The sequence below is a fragment of the Paenibacillus sp. FSL K6-2862 genome, assembly GCF_038005125.1.
In the GTDB taxonomy this organism is placed as follows: Bacteria; Bacillota; Bacilli; order Paenibacillales; family Paenibacillaceae; genus Paenibacillus; species Paenibacillus illinoisensis_A.
In genome coordinates this window covers 593,010-612,056 of record NZ_JBBOSN010000001.1, presented here as the reverse complement: position 1 = coordinate 612,056, position 19,047 = coordinate 593,010, and the positions used below count along the sequence as shown (strand labels likewise).

General features: G+C 47.9%; 13 protein-coding genes, 3 rRNA genes and 1 pseudogene. 3 read left to right on the top strand and 14 right to left on the bottom strand.

All coding sequences use genetic code 11. From position 1 onward, the window contains the following. Positions 1-100: 100 nt before the first annotated feature. A complete protein-coding gene (locus tag MHB82_RS02910) occupies positions 101-2,419 on the bottom strand; it encodes a heavy metal translocating P-type ATPase (protein ID WP_341173758.1) in 2,319 nt (772 codons plus the stop codon). Positions 2,420-2,646: 227 nt separating this feature from the next. Between MHB82_RS02910 and MHB82_RS02905 the strand changes: the two genes are divergently transcribed. Continuing rightward, on the top strand, positions 2,647-3,018 hold the full coding sequence (locus MHB82_RS02905; protein WP_095362085.1) for an ArsR/SmtB family transcription factor: 372 nt from the start codon (positions 2,647-2,649) through the stop codon (positions 3,016-3,018). Positions 3,019-3,121: 103 nt separating this feature from the next. On the opposite strand, the gene MHB82_RS02900 is transcribed toward MHB82_RS02905, so the two are convergent. The 10 genes from MHB82_RS02900 to MHB82_RS02855 form a co-directional block, all read right to left on the bottom strand. Continuing rightward, positions 3,122-4,282 (bottom strand): AI-2E family transporter, encoded by a 1,161-nt coding sequence (locus tag MHB82_RS02900; RefSeq protein WP_095362084.1) that lies wholly within the window; start codon positions 4,280-4,282, stop codon positions 3,122-3,124. 301 nt (positions 4,283-4,583) lie between these two features. Next, complete coding sequence (locus MHB82_RS02895) at positions 4,584-5,618, bottom strand: LLM class flavin-dependent oxidoreductase (protein ID WP_341173757.1); 1,035 nt, start codon at positions 5,616-5,618, stop codon at positions 4,584-4,586. 160 nt (positions 5,619-5,778) lie between these two features. Next, entirely contained in the window at positions 5,779-6,090 is a 312-nt protein-coding gene (locus tag MHB82_RS02890) for an ArsR/SmtB family transcription factor (RefSeq protein WP_095362082.1), read from the bottom strand. A gap of 92 nt (positions 6,091-6,182) precedes the next feature. Beyond that, positions 6,183-6,764, bottom strand: a complete 582-nt coding sequence (locus tag MHB82_RS02885; RefSeq protein ID WP_154896892.1) for an NAD(P)H-dependent oxidoreductase — start codon at positions 6,762-6,764, stop codon at positions 6,183-6,185. A 116-nt stretch (positions 6,765-6,880) separates the two neighbouring features. Next, positions 6,881-7,255 carry a MarR family winged helix-turn-helix transcriptional regulator gene (locus tag MHB82_RS02880; protein WP_341173756.1) on the bottom strand — a complete coding sequence of 125 codons (375 nt, stop codon included), beginning with the start codon at positions 7,253-7,255 and terminating at the stop codon, positions 6,881-6,883. 194 nt (positions 7,256-7,449) lie between these two features. After that, positions 7,450-8,127 (bottom strand): NAD(P)H-dependent oxidoreductase, encoded by a 678-nt coding sequence (locus MHB82_RS02875; RefSeq protein ID WP_341173755.1) that lies wholly within the window; start codon positions 8,125-8,127, stop codon positions 7,450-7,452. A gap of 231 nt (positions 8,128-8,358) precedes the next feature. Beyond that, positions 8,359-8,817, bottom strand: coding sequence for a DUF523 domain-containing protein (locus MHB82_RS02870; RefSeq protein WP_341173754.1), 459 nt, complete (start codon positions 8,815-8,817; stop codon positions 8,359-8,361). 57 nt (positions 8,818-8,874) lie between these two features. Beyond that, a complete protein-coding gene (locus MHB82_RS02865) occupies positions 8,875-10,125 on the bottom strand; it encodes a hypothetical protein (protein WP_341173753.1) in 1,251 nt (416 codons plus the stop codon). Continuing rightward, positions 10,122-10,700, bottom strand: coding sequence for an RNA polymerase sigma factor (locus MHB82_RS02860; RefSeq protein WP_110755362.1), 579 nt, complete (start codon positions 10,698-10,700; stop codon positions 10,122-10,124). The genes MHB82_RS02865 and MHB82_RS02860 overlap by 4 nt, the downstream gene beginning before the upstream one ends. A 190-nt stretch (positions 10,701-10,890) precedes the next feature. Further along, entirely contained in the window at positions 10,891-11,622 is a 732-nt protein-coding gene (locus tag MHB82_RS02855) for a class I SAM-dependent methyltransferase (RefSeq protein WP_095362075.1), read from the bottom strand. Between the two features lie 166 nt (positions 11,623-11,788). On the opposite strand from MHB82_RS02855, the pseudogene MHB82_RS02850 reads away from it, so the two are divergent. Then, a pseudogene (locus tag MHB82_RS02850) lies at positions 11,789-13,143 on the top strand (MATE family efflux transporter). Between the two features lie 253 nt (positions 13,144-13,396). Beyond that, entirely contained in the window at positions 13,397-13,579 is a 183-nt protein-coding gene (locus MHB82_RS02845; protein WP_095362073.1) for a hypothetical protein, read from the top strand. 262 nt (positions 13,580-13,841) lie between these two features. On the opposite strand, the gene rrf is transcribed toward MHB82_RS02845, so the two are convergent. From rrf to MHB82_RS02830, 3 genes are all read right to left on the bottom strand, one after another. After that, a 5S ribosomal RNA gene (rrf, locus tag MHB82_RS02840) occupies positions 13,842-13,958 on the bottom strand. A 135-nt stretch (positions 13,959-14,093) separates the two neighbouring features. Continuing rightward, positions 14,094-17,020 (bottom strand): 23S ribosomal RNA (locus MHB82_RS02835). Positions 17,021-17,355: 335 nt separating this feature from the next. Beyond that, positions 17,356-18,907 (bottom strand): 16S ribosomal RNA (locus MHB82_RS02830). The 16S, 23S and 5S rRNA genes sit together here, the layout of an rRNA operon. Positions 18,908-19,047 lie beyond the last annotated feature (140 nt).

Genomic DNA, 19,047 nt, shown 5'->3' with positions numbered 1-19,047 from the left:
CCCCTTCTCTTCAAACGTGCCTCTAAACATGCCTGCAGCCATAAAAATAAAAAAACGGCTCTACGTATATACGAAGAGCCGCGTCGTTCGTTTCGAAAACTTAAATGTTCTTCACACGCAGCACCCGCATAGCGTTCAGAACGGCCAGAACCGTAACACCCACATCGGAGAAAACAGCTTCCCACATCGTGGCTATGCCGAACACTCCCAGCAGTAGGAAGATCACCTTAACGCCCAAGGCAAAACCGATATTTTGCCAGACAATCATTCGTGTCCGCTTCGCAATGCGGATGGCGCTTGCCAATCTGGATGGTTCATCCGTCATGATGACCACATCTGCGGCTTCGATGGCAGCATCAGACCCGAGTCCTCCCATGGCTACACCTACATCCGCACGAGCCAGCACAGGTGTATCGTTGATGCCATCCCCGACAAACACCATTTTCTCCTTCGGGGACTTGCCCGCTTCGAGCTCTTCGAGCCGTTCTACTTTGTGCTGAGGCAGAAGCTCAGCGTATACCTCATCGATTCCCAGCTGCTGGCCAACGGCTTCACCAACGGCTTTGGCATCACCTGTGAGCATGACCGTTTTGCGGATGCCGAGTGTCTTCAGTGCCTGTATCGCTGCCGCAGCATCATCCTTCACTTCATCCGCAATAATCAAATGGCCAGCATATGCGCCTGCTTCAGCAACGTGTACCACTGTTCCTACCGTCTCTGGCTTGGTATAAGTAATACCCGCCTGTTCCATCAGTTTCGCGTTCCCTGCCAGCACTTCACGGCCATCCACACGGACTCTGATCCCATGTCCGGCAACCTCGTCATATCCTTCAACACCTTGTGTACGGATATCTCTGGCCCAGGCTGCACGAATCGATTCGGCGATGGGGTGATTCGATTGGGCCTCCGCGATCGCTGCGAGTTCCATCAGTTCACCTTCTGTACGTTCGCCTTCCGGACGAATAGCCGTTACGTTGAATACACCTTTGGTTAATGTACCCGTTTTATCAAAAACAACTATTTTCACATCATTCAATGCTTCAAGGTAATTGCTGCCTTTCACCAGAATCCCGTTACGGGAGGCAGCCCCGATCCCGCCGAAGAATCCGAGTGGAATGGAAACTACCAGTGCGCATGGACAGGAGATGACCAGAAAGACCAGTGCACGATAAATCCAATCGGCAAATGTTGCACCACTAAGCACGAGCGGAGGTACGAACGCAATCAACGCTGCAAGAATAACGACGATCGGCGTGTAATAACGGGCAAATTTACTGATGAAGTGTTCCGTTTTCGCTTTGCGGCTGCTGGCATTCTGCACCAGATCCAGAATCTTGGATACCGTCGATTCTCCGAAGGTTTTGGTCACTTCAATCGTCAGCATACCATTCTTATTCACAAAACCACTGAGTACATCACTTCCAGGCTCCAGTTCCCGAGGAACGGATTCCCCTGTAAGAGCAGACGTGTCTACCATGGAATGTCCTGCCTTCACCATTCCATCCAGCGGAACCTTCTCACCCGCACGGACAACGATGCGATCACCGATGCGCACATCTTCCGGAGAGACACGCTTGGTCTCATCGCCAGAACCGACCAGAATATTGGCATAGTCCGGGCGAATGTCCATAAGCGACTGAATCGACTTGCGAGAGCGGTTAACCGCCATACCCTGAAACAGCTCCCCAAGCTGATAGAAGAGCATAACCGCTACCCCTTCAGGATACTCACCAATGGCAAAAGCACCAATCGTTGCAACCGACATCAGGAAGTACTCGTCGAATACCTGACCACGAATGATGTTTTTGCAAGCCTGGAGGACGATATCTCCTCCTGCAATCAGATAAGCAACGATATAGAGAGCGAGCTGTGCCCATCCGTCCAGTGGGGACCAGATGGCCGCAGCAAGTAGGGCAGAGCCGGCAGCAAGCCGGGCAAGCAGCACCTTCGTCTGTCCTGCACCATGCTCGTGCGAATGCCCGGCATGCGCATCATGATCATGTGAATGACCGTGGTCATGCCCGGCATGACTGTGATGATCATGCGCATGATGATGAGCGCCATGACCATGGCTATGGTGATGATGTCCTTCCACAGCTGTTTCTGCATGTGTGTGCAGTTGGCCGTCCAATGGATCTCCCAGCCCGGCAGAAGCCTGATTGCCGAGCGGCGGTCTCCCTTTTTCCGAGATGCGAATGTGCGGCTCAAGCCGCAGGACCTTACGCTTCGCTTCTTCCATAACTTGCTCATCCATATCGGAAGTTGTATGCACCAGCAGGGTTTTCGTTACGAAATTAACGGAGCAATCCGTTATACCCTTTATTTTTTTGACACCATTCTCAATCTTCAGCGCACAATTGGCACAATCCAATCCATCCAGCAGCAGTTCTCGTTTCACCTGTTCCTGACCGGTTCCCATGTGAATTCTCCCCTTTGCAGTTTGAAACAGCATGAACATTTTAATTGAAGTTAATATATGAGCAACCATTCATATATTTGATTAACCCTATTATATGCACGCCTAAACTGGAGTGTCAACGATCGATGTTGATTTTACAGACAGAATATGCTAATAGTAATCATTTCGCTTTAGACGTTTTTTGGATATAATAGGCGTATAGTTGCTAGCATAGGCGGTGATAGGAAATGGAACAACCGGTTAAAGCGCCAGCGGATTGTGATGCGGCCTGCTCGGGAACGGAAGCGGACGTAGAGTCCATCCGCACTTCCCTTATAGATCGGGAGACTTCTTCCGAGATGGCGGATTGGTTCAAGGCGTTCAGTGACCCAACCCGACTACGTATTATTGATGCGCTGTTGCAGAAGGAATTATGTGTACATGATCTGACGGTGCTGCTTGATATGGGACAGTCGGCCATTTCACACCAGCTGCGTTCACTCCGCAACATGCGGATCGTCAAGCGTCGCAAGGAAGGCAAGACGGTGTATTATTCTCTGGATGATACGCATATTGAGCAAATCTTCCTGCAAACGCTCCAGCATATTAAACATGGCTAGGCGTAAGCCAGCCTGTTCAGACAAAGAGAACCCCCGTATTTCGGCTGCTGCCGATGACAGGGGTTCTCTTTCGTTAAGGGTACCGTTTTCCACATGCAGTAACCTACAATAGATTGTTTTTGTTTGGATCATACAGACCGGAACGGCTCTTGAACCAGTTGAAAATGTGGGATACACAGACCTTAAGCACCGCATAACCCGGAACGGCCAGCAGAATGCCTACTACACCGAACAGATTGCCTGATGTCAGAATGACAAAGATAATTGTGATCGGATGAATTTTGAGCGTTTTGCCCATGATCTGTGGAGAGATAAACTTCCCTTCAATTAGCTGCACAATCGTCCATACCGCCACCATTTTCAGCAGCATCACGGGAGAAGTCACCAGTGCCACAATGAGTGCAGGCGTAATGGCAATCGCAGGTCCCAGATACGGCACCACGCTGGTAAAGGAAGCGATAATGGCCAGAATCAATGCGTAATCCAGTCCAATGATCATATAACCGATATAGAGCAGGATACCGATACAGAAGCTCACGATAATTTGCCCGCGAATGAACGAACTGATCTGGTGGTTAATGTCGTGAAGTACCTCCATGGCACCCGTACGGCTTTTGATCGGCAGAAACGACAGGATCTTCTCCGGAAGCTTCTTCCCGTCCTTAAGCAGGTAAAACAGAATAAATGGTACGGTTACAATGGATAATACCGTTTCGGTAAAAGCTCCAAGGAAACCGCCGAGTTTATTCCAGGTGGAATTCAGAATCTCTGTAGCTTTCTCGGAGATCGTTCCCCACCAGTCCTGCCAGTTCATGTTCACCGTTTCCTGGACCTGACTGAACAGCTGACTGCCCGTAAGCTCCTCGAACTGCTGTCTGACATTTTCACTATACATCGGGAAATTGGCGATAAGCCCCATAATCTGATTGCGGAGCACTGGAATGACTGCCAATACAACAACCGTCAAAATGCCGCCAATCGCGAGGTAAAGGATCAGTATCGACCATCCACGCTTAATCTTCCACTTTTCCATCACATCCACCAGCGGATTCAGCAGATAGTAGAGGATACCTGACAGAATGATAGGCAGTACAATCGTCTTGATTAGCACCGCAACTGGATGCAGAACAAAGGATATCTTCGTTAGCACCATCACGTTTAATCCGACCAGCAGTAGAATCAGCAGAAATAGGACAAACTTGTTGTTCAGAAAAAACCGCTTAAACCGATCCGGCCAAATGCGGGGTTGTTCAGGTTGCTCCATGGGCATGTCTTCCTCTCTTATGTATCTGATCATGATAAAAATAAGCTTTCATACTGCATGCCTCATGCACATGCGAATAAAGAAACTTGTACAAGCCAACATATGTATAATGCTCTTGGTTTATACGTACGGCTCTTTTAACCGTTTCAAAATAGACCGTAATGTCATTTTACCCTAAAAAATCAGAACTGCCTCATAAATTCATTAGGATGAGTTCTTGATAAGCAAAAACGGACCGCCTCTTGCGAGGGCGACCCGTTATTGATCCGATATTCTAATCCTTGTTCTTATGCTGTTAAAGTTATGCCTTACCCGCCAATTGTGCGATCAATTCATAAGAATGCAGACGTGCCTGATGGTCATAAATCATAGATGTAATAATAACCTCATCCGCTTGTGTCTGGGCAATAAATGATTCAAGCTGTCCACGTACCGTCTCAGGTGAGCCGTTCACGGCTGCTTTCAGCGTCTGTTCCACTCCAGCTCGCTCGCGGTCGGTCCATTTGCCTTCCATATCGGCTGGTGGTTGTACCAGTCCTGTCGTCCCGCGGATGATGTTCAGGAACTGCTGCTGCATTGTTGTGCCGAGGCAAGCTGCTTCTTCATCCGTATCCGCAACAACTGCATTCACACCTACAATAACATGCGGCTCCTTCAGTGTGTCAGAGGGCTGGAAGCTGCTTCGATATGTTTCAAGGGCAATACGAGTATAATCGGGCGAGAAGTGGCTGGCAAAAGCAAACGGCAATCCGAGCCGCCCTGCCAAACGTGCACTGAAATCACTGGAACCGAGCAGGTAAATTGGGATGTTCAACCCTTCACCCGGCACCGCACGAACAGGTGCATGATAGGATGTAGCAGATGTATCGAAGTACGCTCTCAGCTCAGCCAGCAATTCCGGGAAGTCTTCTCCGCTGTTCAGATCCTTGCGCAGTGCAAGAGATGTACGGCGGTCACTACCTGGTGCACGGCCCAGTCCAAGATCGATACGGCCCGGATATAGGGATTCCAGTGTTCCGAACTGCTCGGCAATAACGAGTGGTGCATGGTTGGGCAGCATGATGCCACCGGAACCGAGACGAATGGTATTCGTGCCACTTGCCAGGTATCCGATCACTACCGATGTAGCGGAAGAAGCAATACCTGGCATATTATGATGCTCAGCTACCCAGTAGCGATGGTATCCCCAACGCTCCGCATGCTGTGCCAGATCCAGACTATTGCGGAGCGCATCTGCAGGTGTAGCACCCACAACGACAGGAGCCAGATCCAGGATGGACAGCTTAACGTCGTTAATATGTTGTTTATGGGATGAAGCTTGATTATCAGTAGTCATTATGAGAAGTTCTCCTTTGGTGAAATATATTTTTGTATATCCAGATATATAGATGTAAAAATACATAAAAATTGGAGTACCAGCATTGTTCTTCGCCGTTTACATCCGGACGGAATCCCCGCCTGCTGCTGCATTCTTGCTTCCGTCCTGGCGTCCGGCTTTATAACTCGTGCTGTACATACTCGGCAAATTGACGAATGGTTTCTTCGTTGCGGCGATAATACGTCCACTGGCCCCTGCGCTCGGAGAGCAGCAGCCCGGCTTTGAGCATGGTCAGCAAATAACTGGATATGACGGATTGAGCCAATCCAGCCTTCATCTGAATGGTTCCGACACAGATCCCGCTCTTCCCTTTATCGGGATGCTGAGACAATTCCAGAGGTGAGAAATGCTGCTCCGGATCTTTGAGCCATGACAGTATCTGCCTGCGTGTCTCGTTGGACAAAGCTTTAAATATGAGTAAAGGTTCCATGGGTAAGATTATACCCCCTTTCTTCTATTTTGCAAACCAAACAGGTCGATTCATGATGCGAATCGACCTGCCAATTGTTGCATTAGTCTTCGTTAGAATTTGGTGCTTACCGTTTGCTTTACTTGCTCTAGCATGGATTGATAAGCTGCATCATCCAGATATCCGATACTGCCAAAGAACAAATGATCCACGGATTCAATTCCTACGAAATCAAATATTCCGACATCGGAAGTCATTTTCATACCGGCAGTCATGCCAATCTGGTCATATATGTCACTAGGTGTACCGTGTGTATTGATGATCAGTCCTTTTTTGCCTGTTAACAGCTTCTCGATTCCTGCTTCGCCTGAAGCATAAGCAAAACCATATGCAAATACCCGGTCAACGTACCCTTTCAAAATTGCCGGCAGCCCTGTCCACCAGATTGGGTAGATAAACGTAATTGCATCGGCATCCGTGATAAACTTCTGCTCTGTCGCAATATCTTGTGGATTCTGTCCTGCTCGCATGGATGCCGTGTCAGCTGCGCTCAATACAGGCTGAAATTCCAGAGCATACAGATCACGAACAACAACTTCATGACCTTGGGCTTCAAGTGCTTCTACAGCCGTGTTTAGAATGGCGCGATTGAAGCTGTCTGCGTGGGGATGTGCATATACGATAAGATGTTTCATAATAGATTACCTCCAGGTTATTGTTATATTATGCTGCTGCATAGTGAAGCAATTGATACTCACTAGACCTATTCATAGATATCTATGTTTTTGTCTAAAAAAATTTTTTTCTTTTTTTATAGCTTATGAACGATTCCAATCAACAGACTTTCCAGCTGTTCCGCTTGCTCATCTGTCATTCCACCATAGACCATTTCCTGAATTGTCTCCGATACTTGTTCAAAAATGGGCTTAAGCTGCCGTCCTTGCTCTGTGAGGCGAATCAACGTCACCCGGCTGTCTTCCGCACTCTTGCTGCGTTCCACATAGCCCAGCTTCTCCAGCTTGTTCACAAGCACGGTCACCGTTGGCTGGGTACGATGAACACGTTCGGCCAGCGTCTTGATGGACAGCGAATCTTCACGGTACAAAAACATCAAAATGTCACCGTGGGATGGAACAATCCCCGTAACGTCGTGCTGCTCCAGTTCCTGAACAATGCGTTTGTTCACATGATCCCTGATCCTAGCGATTAGTGCAATTGCATTATATTTTGGCATGACCTCATTATACATAGATGTCTATATATAAGCAAGCTTCATTTTTATTAATGTGTTTTATATAAGCGTTGGCATTTGTCAAATCAGCCCCTGCTACCTCCTTGATGTAACAGAAGATAACCGAGGCTTACTTCGTATGATTTTATTTACTCAATCCATTCTGTAATCTTGTCCAGAGGTTGCCGAGACTTTTCGCGTTTAGGTTCCTCTGCACGATAGCCAAACGCCGCCATCATCGAAATGTCCCACGCTCCATTCTCCAGCAAACCTTCTTCTTCGAGAATACGATGCACATCCTGGTAGCTGAAACCTTCAATCGGGCAAGAATCGATGCCAATAAGAGCTGCCGAGGTCATCATATTGCCAAGTGCAATGTAAGTCTGTTTGGATGCCCAATCGAATAGCGTTTTTGGGTTCTCAAGCAGACGCTGGTTGTTTTGAAAATTTCCGTATGCCGCACTTGTTAACTCAAACACATCATCCGGCATGCCCTTAATCTCTTTGAGCATGTACTCCGCATAAGGGGAATTATAACTTGCATCGGTCCGGGCCAGAATGACCACGAAATGGCTCGCCGTTGCCAATTGCTTCTGCGCTCCAGAGGATACTTCAGACAAGCGCTGGCGTAGCTCCGGTTTTTGCACAATCAAGAACTTCCATGGCTCGAATCCGATCGAACTCGGTGATAACCTTCCTGTTTCCAGAATAAATTCAAAATCCTCCGCTGTAATTTTCCGTGAATCATCAAATACCTTCGTTGCATGCCGGAAATGATATGCGTTCAAAATTTCTTCTTTTTTCATTGTTTGTGTTGTAGGCTCCATGAAACTCCACGTCCTTCTCTTTTATTATTTTAATGGTATGCTGACTCTCGGTGTCTTCATTATTTTCTCATTTGCTTAAGTATTAGTTTAGAATCTATAACTACAAATTAAAAGTACGCACATTATTGTTGCTCAGTATTTAAAAGTAAGTATTGTGTCGTTACAAAGAGAAAAAGCCGCTTCAAGAATATGATTATTCTCCTGGGCGGCTTGTTCCATACCTTGTATGCTTTACAATTGTTCCATGAATTCAACTTCCGAAATGACTTTATAGCCTTCTTGCCGAAGCAGAGCGGATGTGACGCCTTCACCTTGCACCTTGTGATTGGCGAAGTTACCATCATAGATGGCTTGTGTGCCGCAGGAAGGACTGAATTCCTTCAACACAACACAAGTAACATCCAATCTTTTGGCCCATTCCAGCGTTTGATAGGCTCCCTTAATATAGAGATCTGTAACGTCCCTGCCACCTCTCTCAATCACCTGCGCTGTGCCTGCGAGCACATCCTTGCCTGTACCTCCAATAATCTCTGCCGGTTCCCGCGGGGTGGAGAATCCGCCGAGCAGTTCCGGACAGACCATCATGGCCTGCTCTTGAGCTACGAGCTCCTGAATCTTCTCATCCAGACTCGCTGTTCCGTTGTAACGGCAAGCTACTCCTGCCAGACATGAACTCACCAAATATTTCATTATGCTCTCCTTATGTTCAATTCCTCAGCTATTAGGATTGTACCATACGGATTAAACTTAAAGATCTGATATTGTTATCATGGTAATGCGTGCATCTTCTTCATAACGAACTTGAATCATATTGGCCATCTCTTCCAAGCGGAATGTTGCCATTCCAATATTCTTTGTATCCCGCTCAAAGACATATTTATCAAGATCAATATCGAACATTTTTCGGATTATGGGTGCTGCATTCTGCCTGATTATTTCTTCGTCCATGTTACTCAACTTCTCAAAGTAGAGCTCATACTCCTCACCAGTTTTGAGTTCTGGAACCCCCCTCTGAAAATCCATTACAGTATATTCATTGCTAAATCTCCCACCAACACGACTTACCACATATCGATCACCAAAATACAGGTCCGTTGTTTCCTCAAGCTGTTTATCATTTTGAGTAAACGTTACACTTTTCAAAGCAGGTGCTGGCTCACCAGACAAGGCTTCAATCGAACTTCTCGCATTGGTTATCAGGTCTGTGGACACTGTGTCGGAACTCACTGTACCAGAAACCGAAACTGCTTCATCCCGTGTCCACTCAATGCTGCCACTGCCCTTTCCATTCTCCAAAAATAATGTGGTGAACCATACAGGCTTCTCCTGACCCTGCTTCATCTTCACATAACGTCTGGCCGAGATCGGCTTCAGCGTTGGATCACTGTTAATTCCTTTAAGAAGCCCAGGGACTTGACGTAAAAATCGGTGCTCCAGCTCGTTCCCAGGCATCTCACTTCGCATATCAGCTTCCACCAGTGCTCCAGTCTTCCCATCCAGCCACATCTTGGCATACTCTGATTTATTCACGTCGCCAGCCTCGATATATACCCACCCGGTAATTGGCCCTTTCTTAGCGTAATGGACTTCCAGTTGTTTACCTAGATAGTCTCTCATCGTCATAGCTACAGTTTGCTTCATCTCGCTTGTTAGCAGGTTCATGCTAGGGTCCTCCGAGAGCTGCAGAGCAGACACAGGATACACCTTCTCTACAATGGGTTCCAGAACCTGTCCATTCCATAAGATAGCTGCTGCAGCTACTGCCGCAACTGTTGTCACTACAACAACTTTCCGGGGACTTGAACGAACACTGCGACGGTTCCGCTTCATAGTATGTTGTTTCTGCTTGTGATCTGGAGCATCATTGACATGTTTCTCACCCGTTTTAATCCATTCCACCTGGCGAAGTACATTCTGCTTGTGCTGGTCTTGAAAAGGAGACGATGCAAACGGCTCCTTGCGGATTTCTTTTTCCCAGTCCTCATCCTTGAACCTCATCTGTTTCTCTCCTCCCATTGTTTCCGCACTTTATCTTTGCCCCGTGATAATCTCGATTTCACTGTACCTGTACTGATTCTCAACATTTCCGCAATTTCGTTCATGGTGAGCTCATACTTCAGATGCAGCAACAAGATTTCACGAAATTTATCCGGCAGAGCCAGAACGATATCCCATATTTCATGTACATGCTCCCTACTTATTACCTCGGCTTCAGCTGAGGGATGGGCATATGGTGCAGGCGTCATCTCACGAATATGTGAAGGTCCCTGTTCTGATTCGATCGGAAGCGTCTCCCCCCATAAACTGCTGCGAAAAAACCTCGATTTCCGGTATGTAAATGTCGTATTTCTAGTAATGGTGAGCAACCAGGTTTTCAGGGAGCACTCCCCGCGAAAGTGTTTGATCCCGGAGTATGCCCGAATAAATACTTGCTGTGATATTTCGTCTGCCTGCTCCGTACTTTTGGTCAAAAAGTATGCATAGTTCCACACATCATTTCCATAGTCATCCATCATGCTGCTGAGTGTGTAATTGTCGATCGTCTGGGCCTGGGCCAGAAATTGATATTCCAACGGATGTTCACCTCACTTAATAAGACTGTATCATCTCCGCTTTGGTTCCCAATCCGATCATTTTCTCATTTCCTTTTCTAAAATTAATTAAAATAAACCAGTAGGGTTCCAACGATCTGAACCTACTGGTTAAGCCATATCCAGGCTATGCAGCCTAATACTAACCATTCTAGCCAACTTTACAGATAGCTCATGCTTTAACTGCTGCGATCATGAGAAACATGGGACGGCGATTCTCATCTCGCATACCCGGGATTTCCATCATCTCAGGTGAAGGTTTGGATTCAGCAACCTGCTGAATCACAAATCCCGCCTGGATCAGTTCATTCAGATGGGTTTCCAACGTCCGGTGGTACTTAACTACGTCCTGATTCAGGAAATTGGCGACACGCTTTCCCTCCTGATGGTAGTCATCCACAGGCCAATGCATAATCTCACCTTGAGGCCCATAGTGCCAATCCTGCGCAGCACGAGCCGTGAAGATCGGATGTTCCACTGAATATACCAATGTACCACCCTCGACAAGACAAGCATGGATTTGAGCAAATACCTGATCCAAATGTTCAATGTAGTGCAGCGCAAGTGAGCTAATGACCACATCAAATTGTTCAGGGGCAAATTCAATATCTTCAATGGCCATATGCCTGTACTCAATCCGAGAATCATCCGTCATCTCCCGGGCACGCTGCAGCATATTCTCAGATAGATCTACGCCAATAACTGATCTGGCCTGCTGCTCCCGTGCATAGCGGCAATGCCAGCCAAAGCCACAGCCCAGATCCAGTACATTTTTGTCCTTCAACTCAGGTAGCATGGTTCGCAGTTTATACCACTCACCTGCAGCCTCAAGCCCTTGAGTAGAACGAGCCATCTGACTATAGTTCCTGAAAAACTCTACCTCATCATATTTGTTCTGCTTCATCCAACAGCTCCCCTTCTTTATTAAAAAGACTACAGTAACTCTACTACATAAACGAGGTTTTTGAGGAAAAGTTGCCAAGCAAATTCATCCCGTGTTATCATACAGAACGAATGTTCAGTATTATTTATTACAGAATGAACATTCAGTTTATTAAATGGAGGTTATTATGAACACGAACTGGACGCATCCCCTCGAAAGGCAATCTGTAGGAAAAGCTTTTGTAAGCTACCTTGTGCCATCCATACTTGGGATGCTGGTCATTGCTTTTAATTTTATTATCGATGGCATCATGGTTGGGCACAAACTTGGATCCACTGCGCTCGCCGGAATTGGTATTGCTTCACCGGTATACACCCTTTTCGTAGCAATGTCGTTATGGATCGGCATGGGCGGAGCTACCCTGTATTCCAACTATATGGGTCAAAGGGATATGACCACAGCCAAACAAATATTCACGAAATCAATTACGATTATTCTGCTAATTACGATGGCTATAGGATATACCGCATTTACATTCAAGGACCAACTGGTCTATGCTTTGGGTGCCAATGCAGAGACGTTTCCCTATGCCGCTGACTATATAAACATCATGCTGTTATTCGGATTTGTCTTCACCATTGAAAATGCCCTGACTATCTTTGTCCGTAACGACGGTGATCCCAACACCTCCATGTACGCGCAGATCACATTTGCCGTAGCCAATATCGTTCTTAATTATATAACGTTGTATGTACTCGAATGGGGTGTGCAAGGTGTGGCCATCGGTACGATCGTCTCGGCTTCCCTAGCCCTGCTTGTCCTGTTGTCTCACTTTTTCAAAAAATCCAATAATCTTGTCATCACTCGGTTCAAATGGAATACCAAACTGCTCGGAACCATTGTTCTTATTGGTTTTCCCAGCTTTCTTGCCGAACTCGGCATGTCTGTCTTCTCCATCTCACACAACATTTCACTGGACCGGATTGCAGGTACGGATGGTGTAGCATCCTTTACAGTACTGAATTATATCCATGGTGTAGTTTTGCTCGCTTTTCTGGGTCTGGCTTCTGCTGCCCAACCTCTGGTTAGTTACTATCATGGAGCCAAACAGATGACGCGTGAAAAACAAACCATTCGCATAGCCTCCAGAACGGCTCTGGCCTGTGGTGTCATACTGCTGCTTGTTGTGCAATGGGGAGCACCTTACTTCGTTCAAATCTTCGGAAACTTCAGTGAGAGTGTCACAAGCAATGCTGTGTACGGTTTAAGAATATTTACTTTTGCATATCTGTTTATGGGGATCAACTTTGTCATGAGCACCTATTTCCAATCGGTAGGGAATGCCAAAATGCAATCTGGATCACGGCTGCACGTGAAATGATCATCATGATTGCATTCATTGCAGTCCTTCCATCTTTCTGGGGCGTAACGGGTGTATGGCTTGCTGTGCCTCTCTCTGAGATGCTAGTTCTCGTGACAATTGCCGTTTACTATAGGAAACGTACTGTTTCGGAGAGGATTCATAGTCTGACTATTGAGTAGATTTTAATTTTACAGTTAAAAGACCTGTCTAATCCATGGATTAGACAGGTCTTTCACATCCATATTCGGTTGAATGTCATAGAAAACGAATTAATTAGTTCAAATTTGGATTAACCCAATTTCACCAACTATATTCGAATATCGAAACGGCCATTGCTGTCCGTTGTTGCATCGAGCCCATACTTGTTCAGAATTTGTTGAGATCACTATGGTACAGTTGAATGATTAACCTGATTGGATGGTGCACGAACGAATGGATAAGGCATACTTCGAAGAAATGCATAAACTTGGGCATGATGATGAATTAAGATATCGGCTTCTTATTAGAGGCGTTAAACAATTATTAGAGAATCAGAAAAAGGAACGCATCAAACAACGTTCCCAATTGCTCAAACTCCGCAAGAAAAAAGAGCCCCAGGCTGCTAACTGGTCGTAAACATATAAGAAGTCATAAATAGATAAAAATTTCATCTTAAGTAAAAGAACAAATGAGCTAGTGCAACACCCCCACCGGGTAGATCCCTATTTATTTCTTAACTACAAGTGTGTTTATGAGTCATAATAGAAGGAGGTACTATTCAATTAGAATAGTGCCTCCTCTTGTATTTATTTAATAGTATTTAATAGTCTTTCTTATAATAATCTTACTTGAATATAAAATAAAAACCACCACCGAAGTTCATCGGCAGTGGTTCTTTGCTTGGCAACGTCCTACTCTCCCAGGACCCTTCGGTCCAAGTACCATCGGCGCTAGAGGGCTTAACGGTCGTGTTCGGGATGGGTACGTGTGGAACCCCTCCGCTATCGCCACCAAACGAGCATTTGTGTAACAAATGCATTTTGTGGAACTGAAAATCATACACACATTGGAGTGATGTACCGATTTTCATTTCAGAGATTATTCTCTGAAAACTAGATCCGAAACGAAACTTGCGACTAAAACCTGCAATTTGGATAAGCCCTCGACCGATTAGTACTGGTCAGCTCCATGCATTACTGCACTTCCACCCCCAGCCTATCTACCTCGTCGTCTTCAAGGGGTCTTACATACTGGGAAATCTCATCTTGAGGGGGGCTTCACGCTTAGATGCTTTCAGCGCTTATCCCGTCCGTACATAGCTACCCAGCGGTGCTCCTGGCGGAACAACTGGTACACCAGCGGTACGTCCATCCCGGTCCTCTCGTACTAAGGACAGCTCCTCTCAAATTTCCTACGCCCACGACAGATAGGGACCGAACTGTCTCACGACGTTCTGAACCCAGCTCGCGTACCGCTTTAATGGGCGAACAGCCCAACCCTTGGGACCTACTTCAGCCCCAGGATGCGATGAGCCGACATCGAGGTGCCAAACCTCCCCGTCGATGTGGACTCTTGGGGGAGATAAGCCTGTTATCCCCAGGGTAGCTTTTATCCGTTGAGCGATGGCCCTTCCATGCGGTACCACCGGATCACTAAGCCCGACTTTCGTCCCTGCTCGACTTGTAGGTCTCGCAGTCAAGCTCCCTTATGCCTTTGCACTCTTCGAATGATTTCCAACCATTCTGAGGGAACCTTTGGGCGCCTCCGTTACTCTTTAGGAGGCGACCGCCCCAGTCAAACTGCCCACCTGACACTGTCCCCGTACCCGCTAAGGGCACCAGGTTAGAACCTAGATACGATCAGGGTGGTATCCCAACGGTGCCTCCACACAAGCTGGCGCTCATGCTTCAAAGGCTCCCACCTATCCTGTACAGATCGTACCCAAATTCAATATCAAGCTGCAGTAAAGCTCCATGGGGTCTTTCCGTCTTGTCGCGGGTAACCTGCATCTTCACAGGTATTAAAATTTCACCGGATCTCTCGTTGAGACAGCGCCCAAGTCGTTACGCCATTCGTGCGGGTCAGAATTTACCTGACAAGGAATTTCGCTACCTTAGGACCGTTATAGTTACGGCCGCCGTTTACTGGGGCTTCGGTTCACAGCTTCGGGATTACTCCCTAACCGCTCCCCTTAACCTTCCAGCACCGGGCAGGCGTCAGCCCGTATACTTCGCCTTACGGCTTCGCACAGACCTGTGTTTTTGCTAAACAGTCGCTTGGGCCTTTTCACTGCGGCCCCCTCGTGCTATTCACACTACCGGGGCACCCCTTCTCCCGAAGTTACGGGGTCATTTTGCCGAGTTCCTTAACGAGAGTTCTTCCGCGCGCCTTAGAATTCTCTTCTCGCCTACCTGTGTCGGTTTGCGGTACGGGCACCTTCATCTGGCTAGAGGCTTTTCTTGGCAGTGTGAGATCATGACCTTCGCTACTGTAATTTTCACTCCCCATCACAGCTCAGCCTTAGATGTGCGGATTTGCCTACACATCAGCCTTACTGCTTGGACAGACATCCATCCGTCTGCGTCACTACCCTACTGCGTCCCCCCATCGCTCGTAACGATTTACGGTGGTACAGGAATTTCGACCTGTTGTCCTTCGACTACGCCTTTCGGCCTCGCCTTAGGTCCCGACTTACCCTGAGCGGACGAGCCTTCCTCAGGAACCCTTAGGCTTTCGGCGGATCAGATTCTCACTGATCTTTTCGTTACTCATACCGGCATTCTCACTTGTATAATGTCCAGCGCTCCTTACGGTACACCTTCAACCCTTATACAACGCTCCCCTACCCCTGATGCAAAGCATCAAGCCATAGCTTCGGTGGTGTGTTTAGCCCCGTTACATTTTCGGCGCAGAGTCACTCGACCAGTGAGCTATTACGCACTCTTTCAATGGTGGCTGCTTCTAAGCCAACATCCTGGTTGTCTGTGCAACTCCACATCCTTTCCCACTTAACACACACTTGGGGACCTTAGCTGATGGTCTGGGCTGTTTCCCTTTTGACAATGGATCTTAGCACTCACTGTCTGACTCCCGGAAGTAAGTCTATGGCATTCGGAGTTTGACTGAGCTTGGTAACCCTTGCGGGCCCCGCACCCAATCAGTGCTCTACCTCCACGACTCTGTTTTCCGAGGCTAGCCCTAAAGCTATTTCGGGGAGAACCAGCTATCTCCGAGTTCGATTGGAATTTCTCCGCTACCCCCACCTCATCCCCGCACTTTTCAACGTGCGTGGGTTCGGGCCTCCAGTGCGTGTTACCGCACCTTCACCCTGGACAGGGGTAGATCACCCGGTTTCGGGTCTACGTCCACGTACTAACTCGCCCTATTCAGACTCGCTTTCGCTGCGGCTCCGGCTCTTCACCTTAACCTTGCACGGGAACGTAACTCGCCGGTTCATTCTACAAAAGGCACGCCATCACCCCTAAAACGGGCTCTGACTTCTTGTAAGCACACGGTTTCAGGTTCTATTTCACTCCCCTTCCGGGGTGCTTTTCACCTTTCCCTCACGGTACTGCTTCACTATCGGTCGCTAGGAAGTATTTAGCCTTGGCAGATGGTCCTGCCGGATTCATACGGGGTTTCACGTGCCCCGCACTACTCGGGATCCGTCTCGGAGAGAGCAGACTTTCAATTACAGGGCTTTTACCTTCTTTGGCGGGCCTTTCCAGACCTCTTCGTTTAACCGGCTCCTTTGTAACTCCATGTGAGACGTCCCACAACCCCAGAGAGCAAGCTCTCTGGTTTGGGCTGTTCCGCGTTCGCTCGCCGCTACTGACGGAATCACTATTGTTTTCTCTTCCTCAAGGTACTTAGATGTTTCAGTTCCCCTGGTATGCCTCTACATAACCTATGTATTCAGTTATGAGTAACTGGATATTACCCCAGCTGGGTTTCCCCATTCGGACATCCCCGGATCAAAGCTTGCTTACAGCTCCCCGAGGCAGTATCGTTGTTCGCCACGTCCTTCATCGGCTCCTAGCGCCTAGGCATCCTCCGTGTGCTCTTAGTAGCTTAACCATATGCTCCGGTTTCGACTTCTCACTTCCCTTGGTTTGCTTGCGCAAATCCAAAAGTCGTTCCCATTCGATACCATCGCAAAGCAGTTTTCGCTAATATTTGAAACTTGTTTTAACACAAGTTCAGCTAAAAGGAATGTTCTAATTCGCAATTTTCGTTTCGATATCTAGTTTTCAAAGAACAAGCTCCATGCAAAAGCAAGCTGTTTTGAGAGTTTGAGCTCTCAAAACTGAGCAACGAGTGAGTTAAAAGCTTTACGAAGTAAAGCTCGCTTCGGAAGCATGCTTCCTGAAGACTTTTTGAATGTTTCCGCTGCGGGAAACGATTCTCCATAGAAAGGAGGTGATCCAGCCGCACCTTCCGATACGGCTACCTTGTTACGACTTCACCCCAATCATCTATCCCACCTTCGGCGGCTGGCTCCTTGCGGTTACCCCACCGACTTCGGGTGTTATAAACTCTCGTGGTGTGACGGGCGGTGTGTACAAGACCCGGGAACGTATTCACCGCGGCATGCTGATCCGCGATTACTAGCAATTCCGACTTCATGCAGGCGAGTTGCAGCCTGCAATCCGAACTGAGACCGGCTTTTTAGGATTCGTTCCACCTCGCGGCTTCACAGCCCGTTGTACCGGCCATTGTAGTACGTGTGTAGCCCAGGTCATAAGGGGCATGATGATTTGACGTCATCCCCACCTTCCTCCGGTTTGTCACCGGCAGTCACCTTAGAGTGCCCACCCGAAGTGCTGGCAACTAAGATCAAGGGTTGCGCTCGTTGCGGGACTTAACCCAACATCTCACGACACGAGCTGACGACAACCATGCACCACCTGTCTCCTCTGTCCCGAAGGAAAGCCCTATCTCTAGGACGGTCAGAGGGATGTCAAGACCTGGTAAGGTTCTTCGCGTTGCTTCGAATTAAACCACATACTCCACTGCTTGTGCGGGTCCCCGTCAATTCCTTTGAGTTTCAGTCTTGCGACCGTACTCCCCAGGCGGAATGCTTAATGTGTTAACTTCGGCACCAAGGGTATCGAAACCCCTAACACCTAGCATTCATCGTTTACGGCGTGGACTACCAGGGTATCTAATCCTGTTTGCTCCCCACGCTTTCGCGCCTCAGCGTCAGTTACAGCCCAGAGAGTCGCCTTCGCCACTGGTGTTCCTCCACATCTCTACGCATTTCACCGCTACACGTGGAATTCCACTCTCCTCTTCTGCACTCAAGTCATCCAGTTTCCAGTGCGATCCGGGGTTGAGCCCCGGGATTAAACACCAGACTTAAATGACCGCCTGCGCGCGCTTTACGCCCAATAATTCCGGACAACGCTTGCCCCCTACGTATTACCGCGGCTGCTGGCACGTAGTTAGCCGGGGCTTTCTTCTCAGGTACCGTCACTCCTTGAGCAGTTACTCTCAAGGACGTTCTTCCCTGGCAACAGAGCTTTACGATCCGAAAACCTTCATCACTCACGCGGCATTGCTCCGTCAGGCTTTCGCCCATTGCGGAAGATTCCCTACTGCTGCCTCCCGTAGGAGTCTGGGCCGTGTCTCAGTCCCAGTGTGGCCGATCACCCTCTCAGGTCGGCTACGCATCGTCGCCTTGGTGAGCCGTTACCTCACCAACTAGCTAATGCGCCGCAGGCCCATCCTCAAGTGACAGATTGCTCCGTCTTTCCAGCTTCCTTCAGGCGAAGGAAGCAAGTATTCGGTATTAGCTACCGTTTCCGGTAGTTGTCCCAAGCTTGAGGGCAGGTTGCCTACGTGTTACTCACCCGTCCGCCGCTAACCATCAGAGAAGCAAGCTTCTCTTCAAGTCCGCTCGACTTGCATGTATTAGGCATGCCGCCAGCGTTCGTCCTGAGCCAGGATCAAACTCTCCAATAAAGTATTGAAAAGAGCGATTAGCTCATTTTGAATCTGACGAGATTAAAAATCTCATTTGTTGTTCCAGTTTTCATACAGCCAATTGGCATGTACCAAAAACCTTCACGTTCATCCTGCAAGCAGGATGATTACTCACTCGT

Coding starts and splice junctions, on each gene's coding strand:
- MHB82_RS02910 (WP_341173758.1), bottom strand. CDS start 2,419: ATGGGAACCGGTCAGGAACAGGTGAAACGAGAACTGCTGCTGGATGGA.
- MHB82_RS02855 (WP_095362075.1), bottom strand. CDS start 11,622: ATGAAGCAGAACAAATATGATGAGGTAGAGTTTTTCAGGAACTATAGT.
- MHB82_RS02875 (WP_341173755.1), bottom strand. CDS start 8,127: ATGGAGCCTACAACACAAACAATGAAAAAAGAAGAAATTTTGAACGCA.
- MHB82_RS02895 (WP_341173757.1), bottom strand. CDS start 5,618: ATGACTACTGATAATCAAGCTTCATCCCATAAACAACATATTAACGAC.
- MHB82_RS02905 (WP_095362085.1), top strand. CDS start 2,647: ATGGAACAACCGGTTAAAGCGCCAGCGGATTGTGATGCGGCCTGCTCG.
- MHB82_RS02870 (WP_341173754.1), bottom strand. CDS start 8,817: ATGAAATATTTGGTGAGTTCATGTCTGGCAGGAGTAGCTTGCCGTTAC.
- MHB82_RS02845 (WP_095362073.1), top strand. CDS start 13,397: ATGGATAAGGCATACTTCGAAGAAATGCATAAACTTGGGCATGATGAT.
- MHB82_RS02865 (WP_341173753.1), bottom strand. CDS start 10,125: ATGAGGTTCAAGGATGAGGACTGGGAAAAAGAAATCCGCAAGGAGCCG.
- MHB82_RS02885 (WP_154896892.1), bottom strand. CDS start 6,764: ATGAAACATCTTATCGTATATGCACATCCCCACGCAGACAGCTTCAAT.
- MHB82_RS02890 (WP_095362082.1), bottom strand. CDS start 6,090: ATGGAACCTTTACTCATATTTAAAGCTTTGTCCAACGAGACACGCAGG.
- MHB82_RS02900 (WP_095362084.1), bottom strand. CDS start 4,282: ATGGAGCAACCTGAACAACCCCGCATTTGGCCGGATCGGTTTAAGCGG.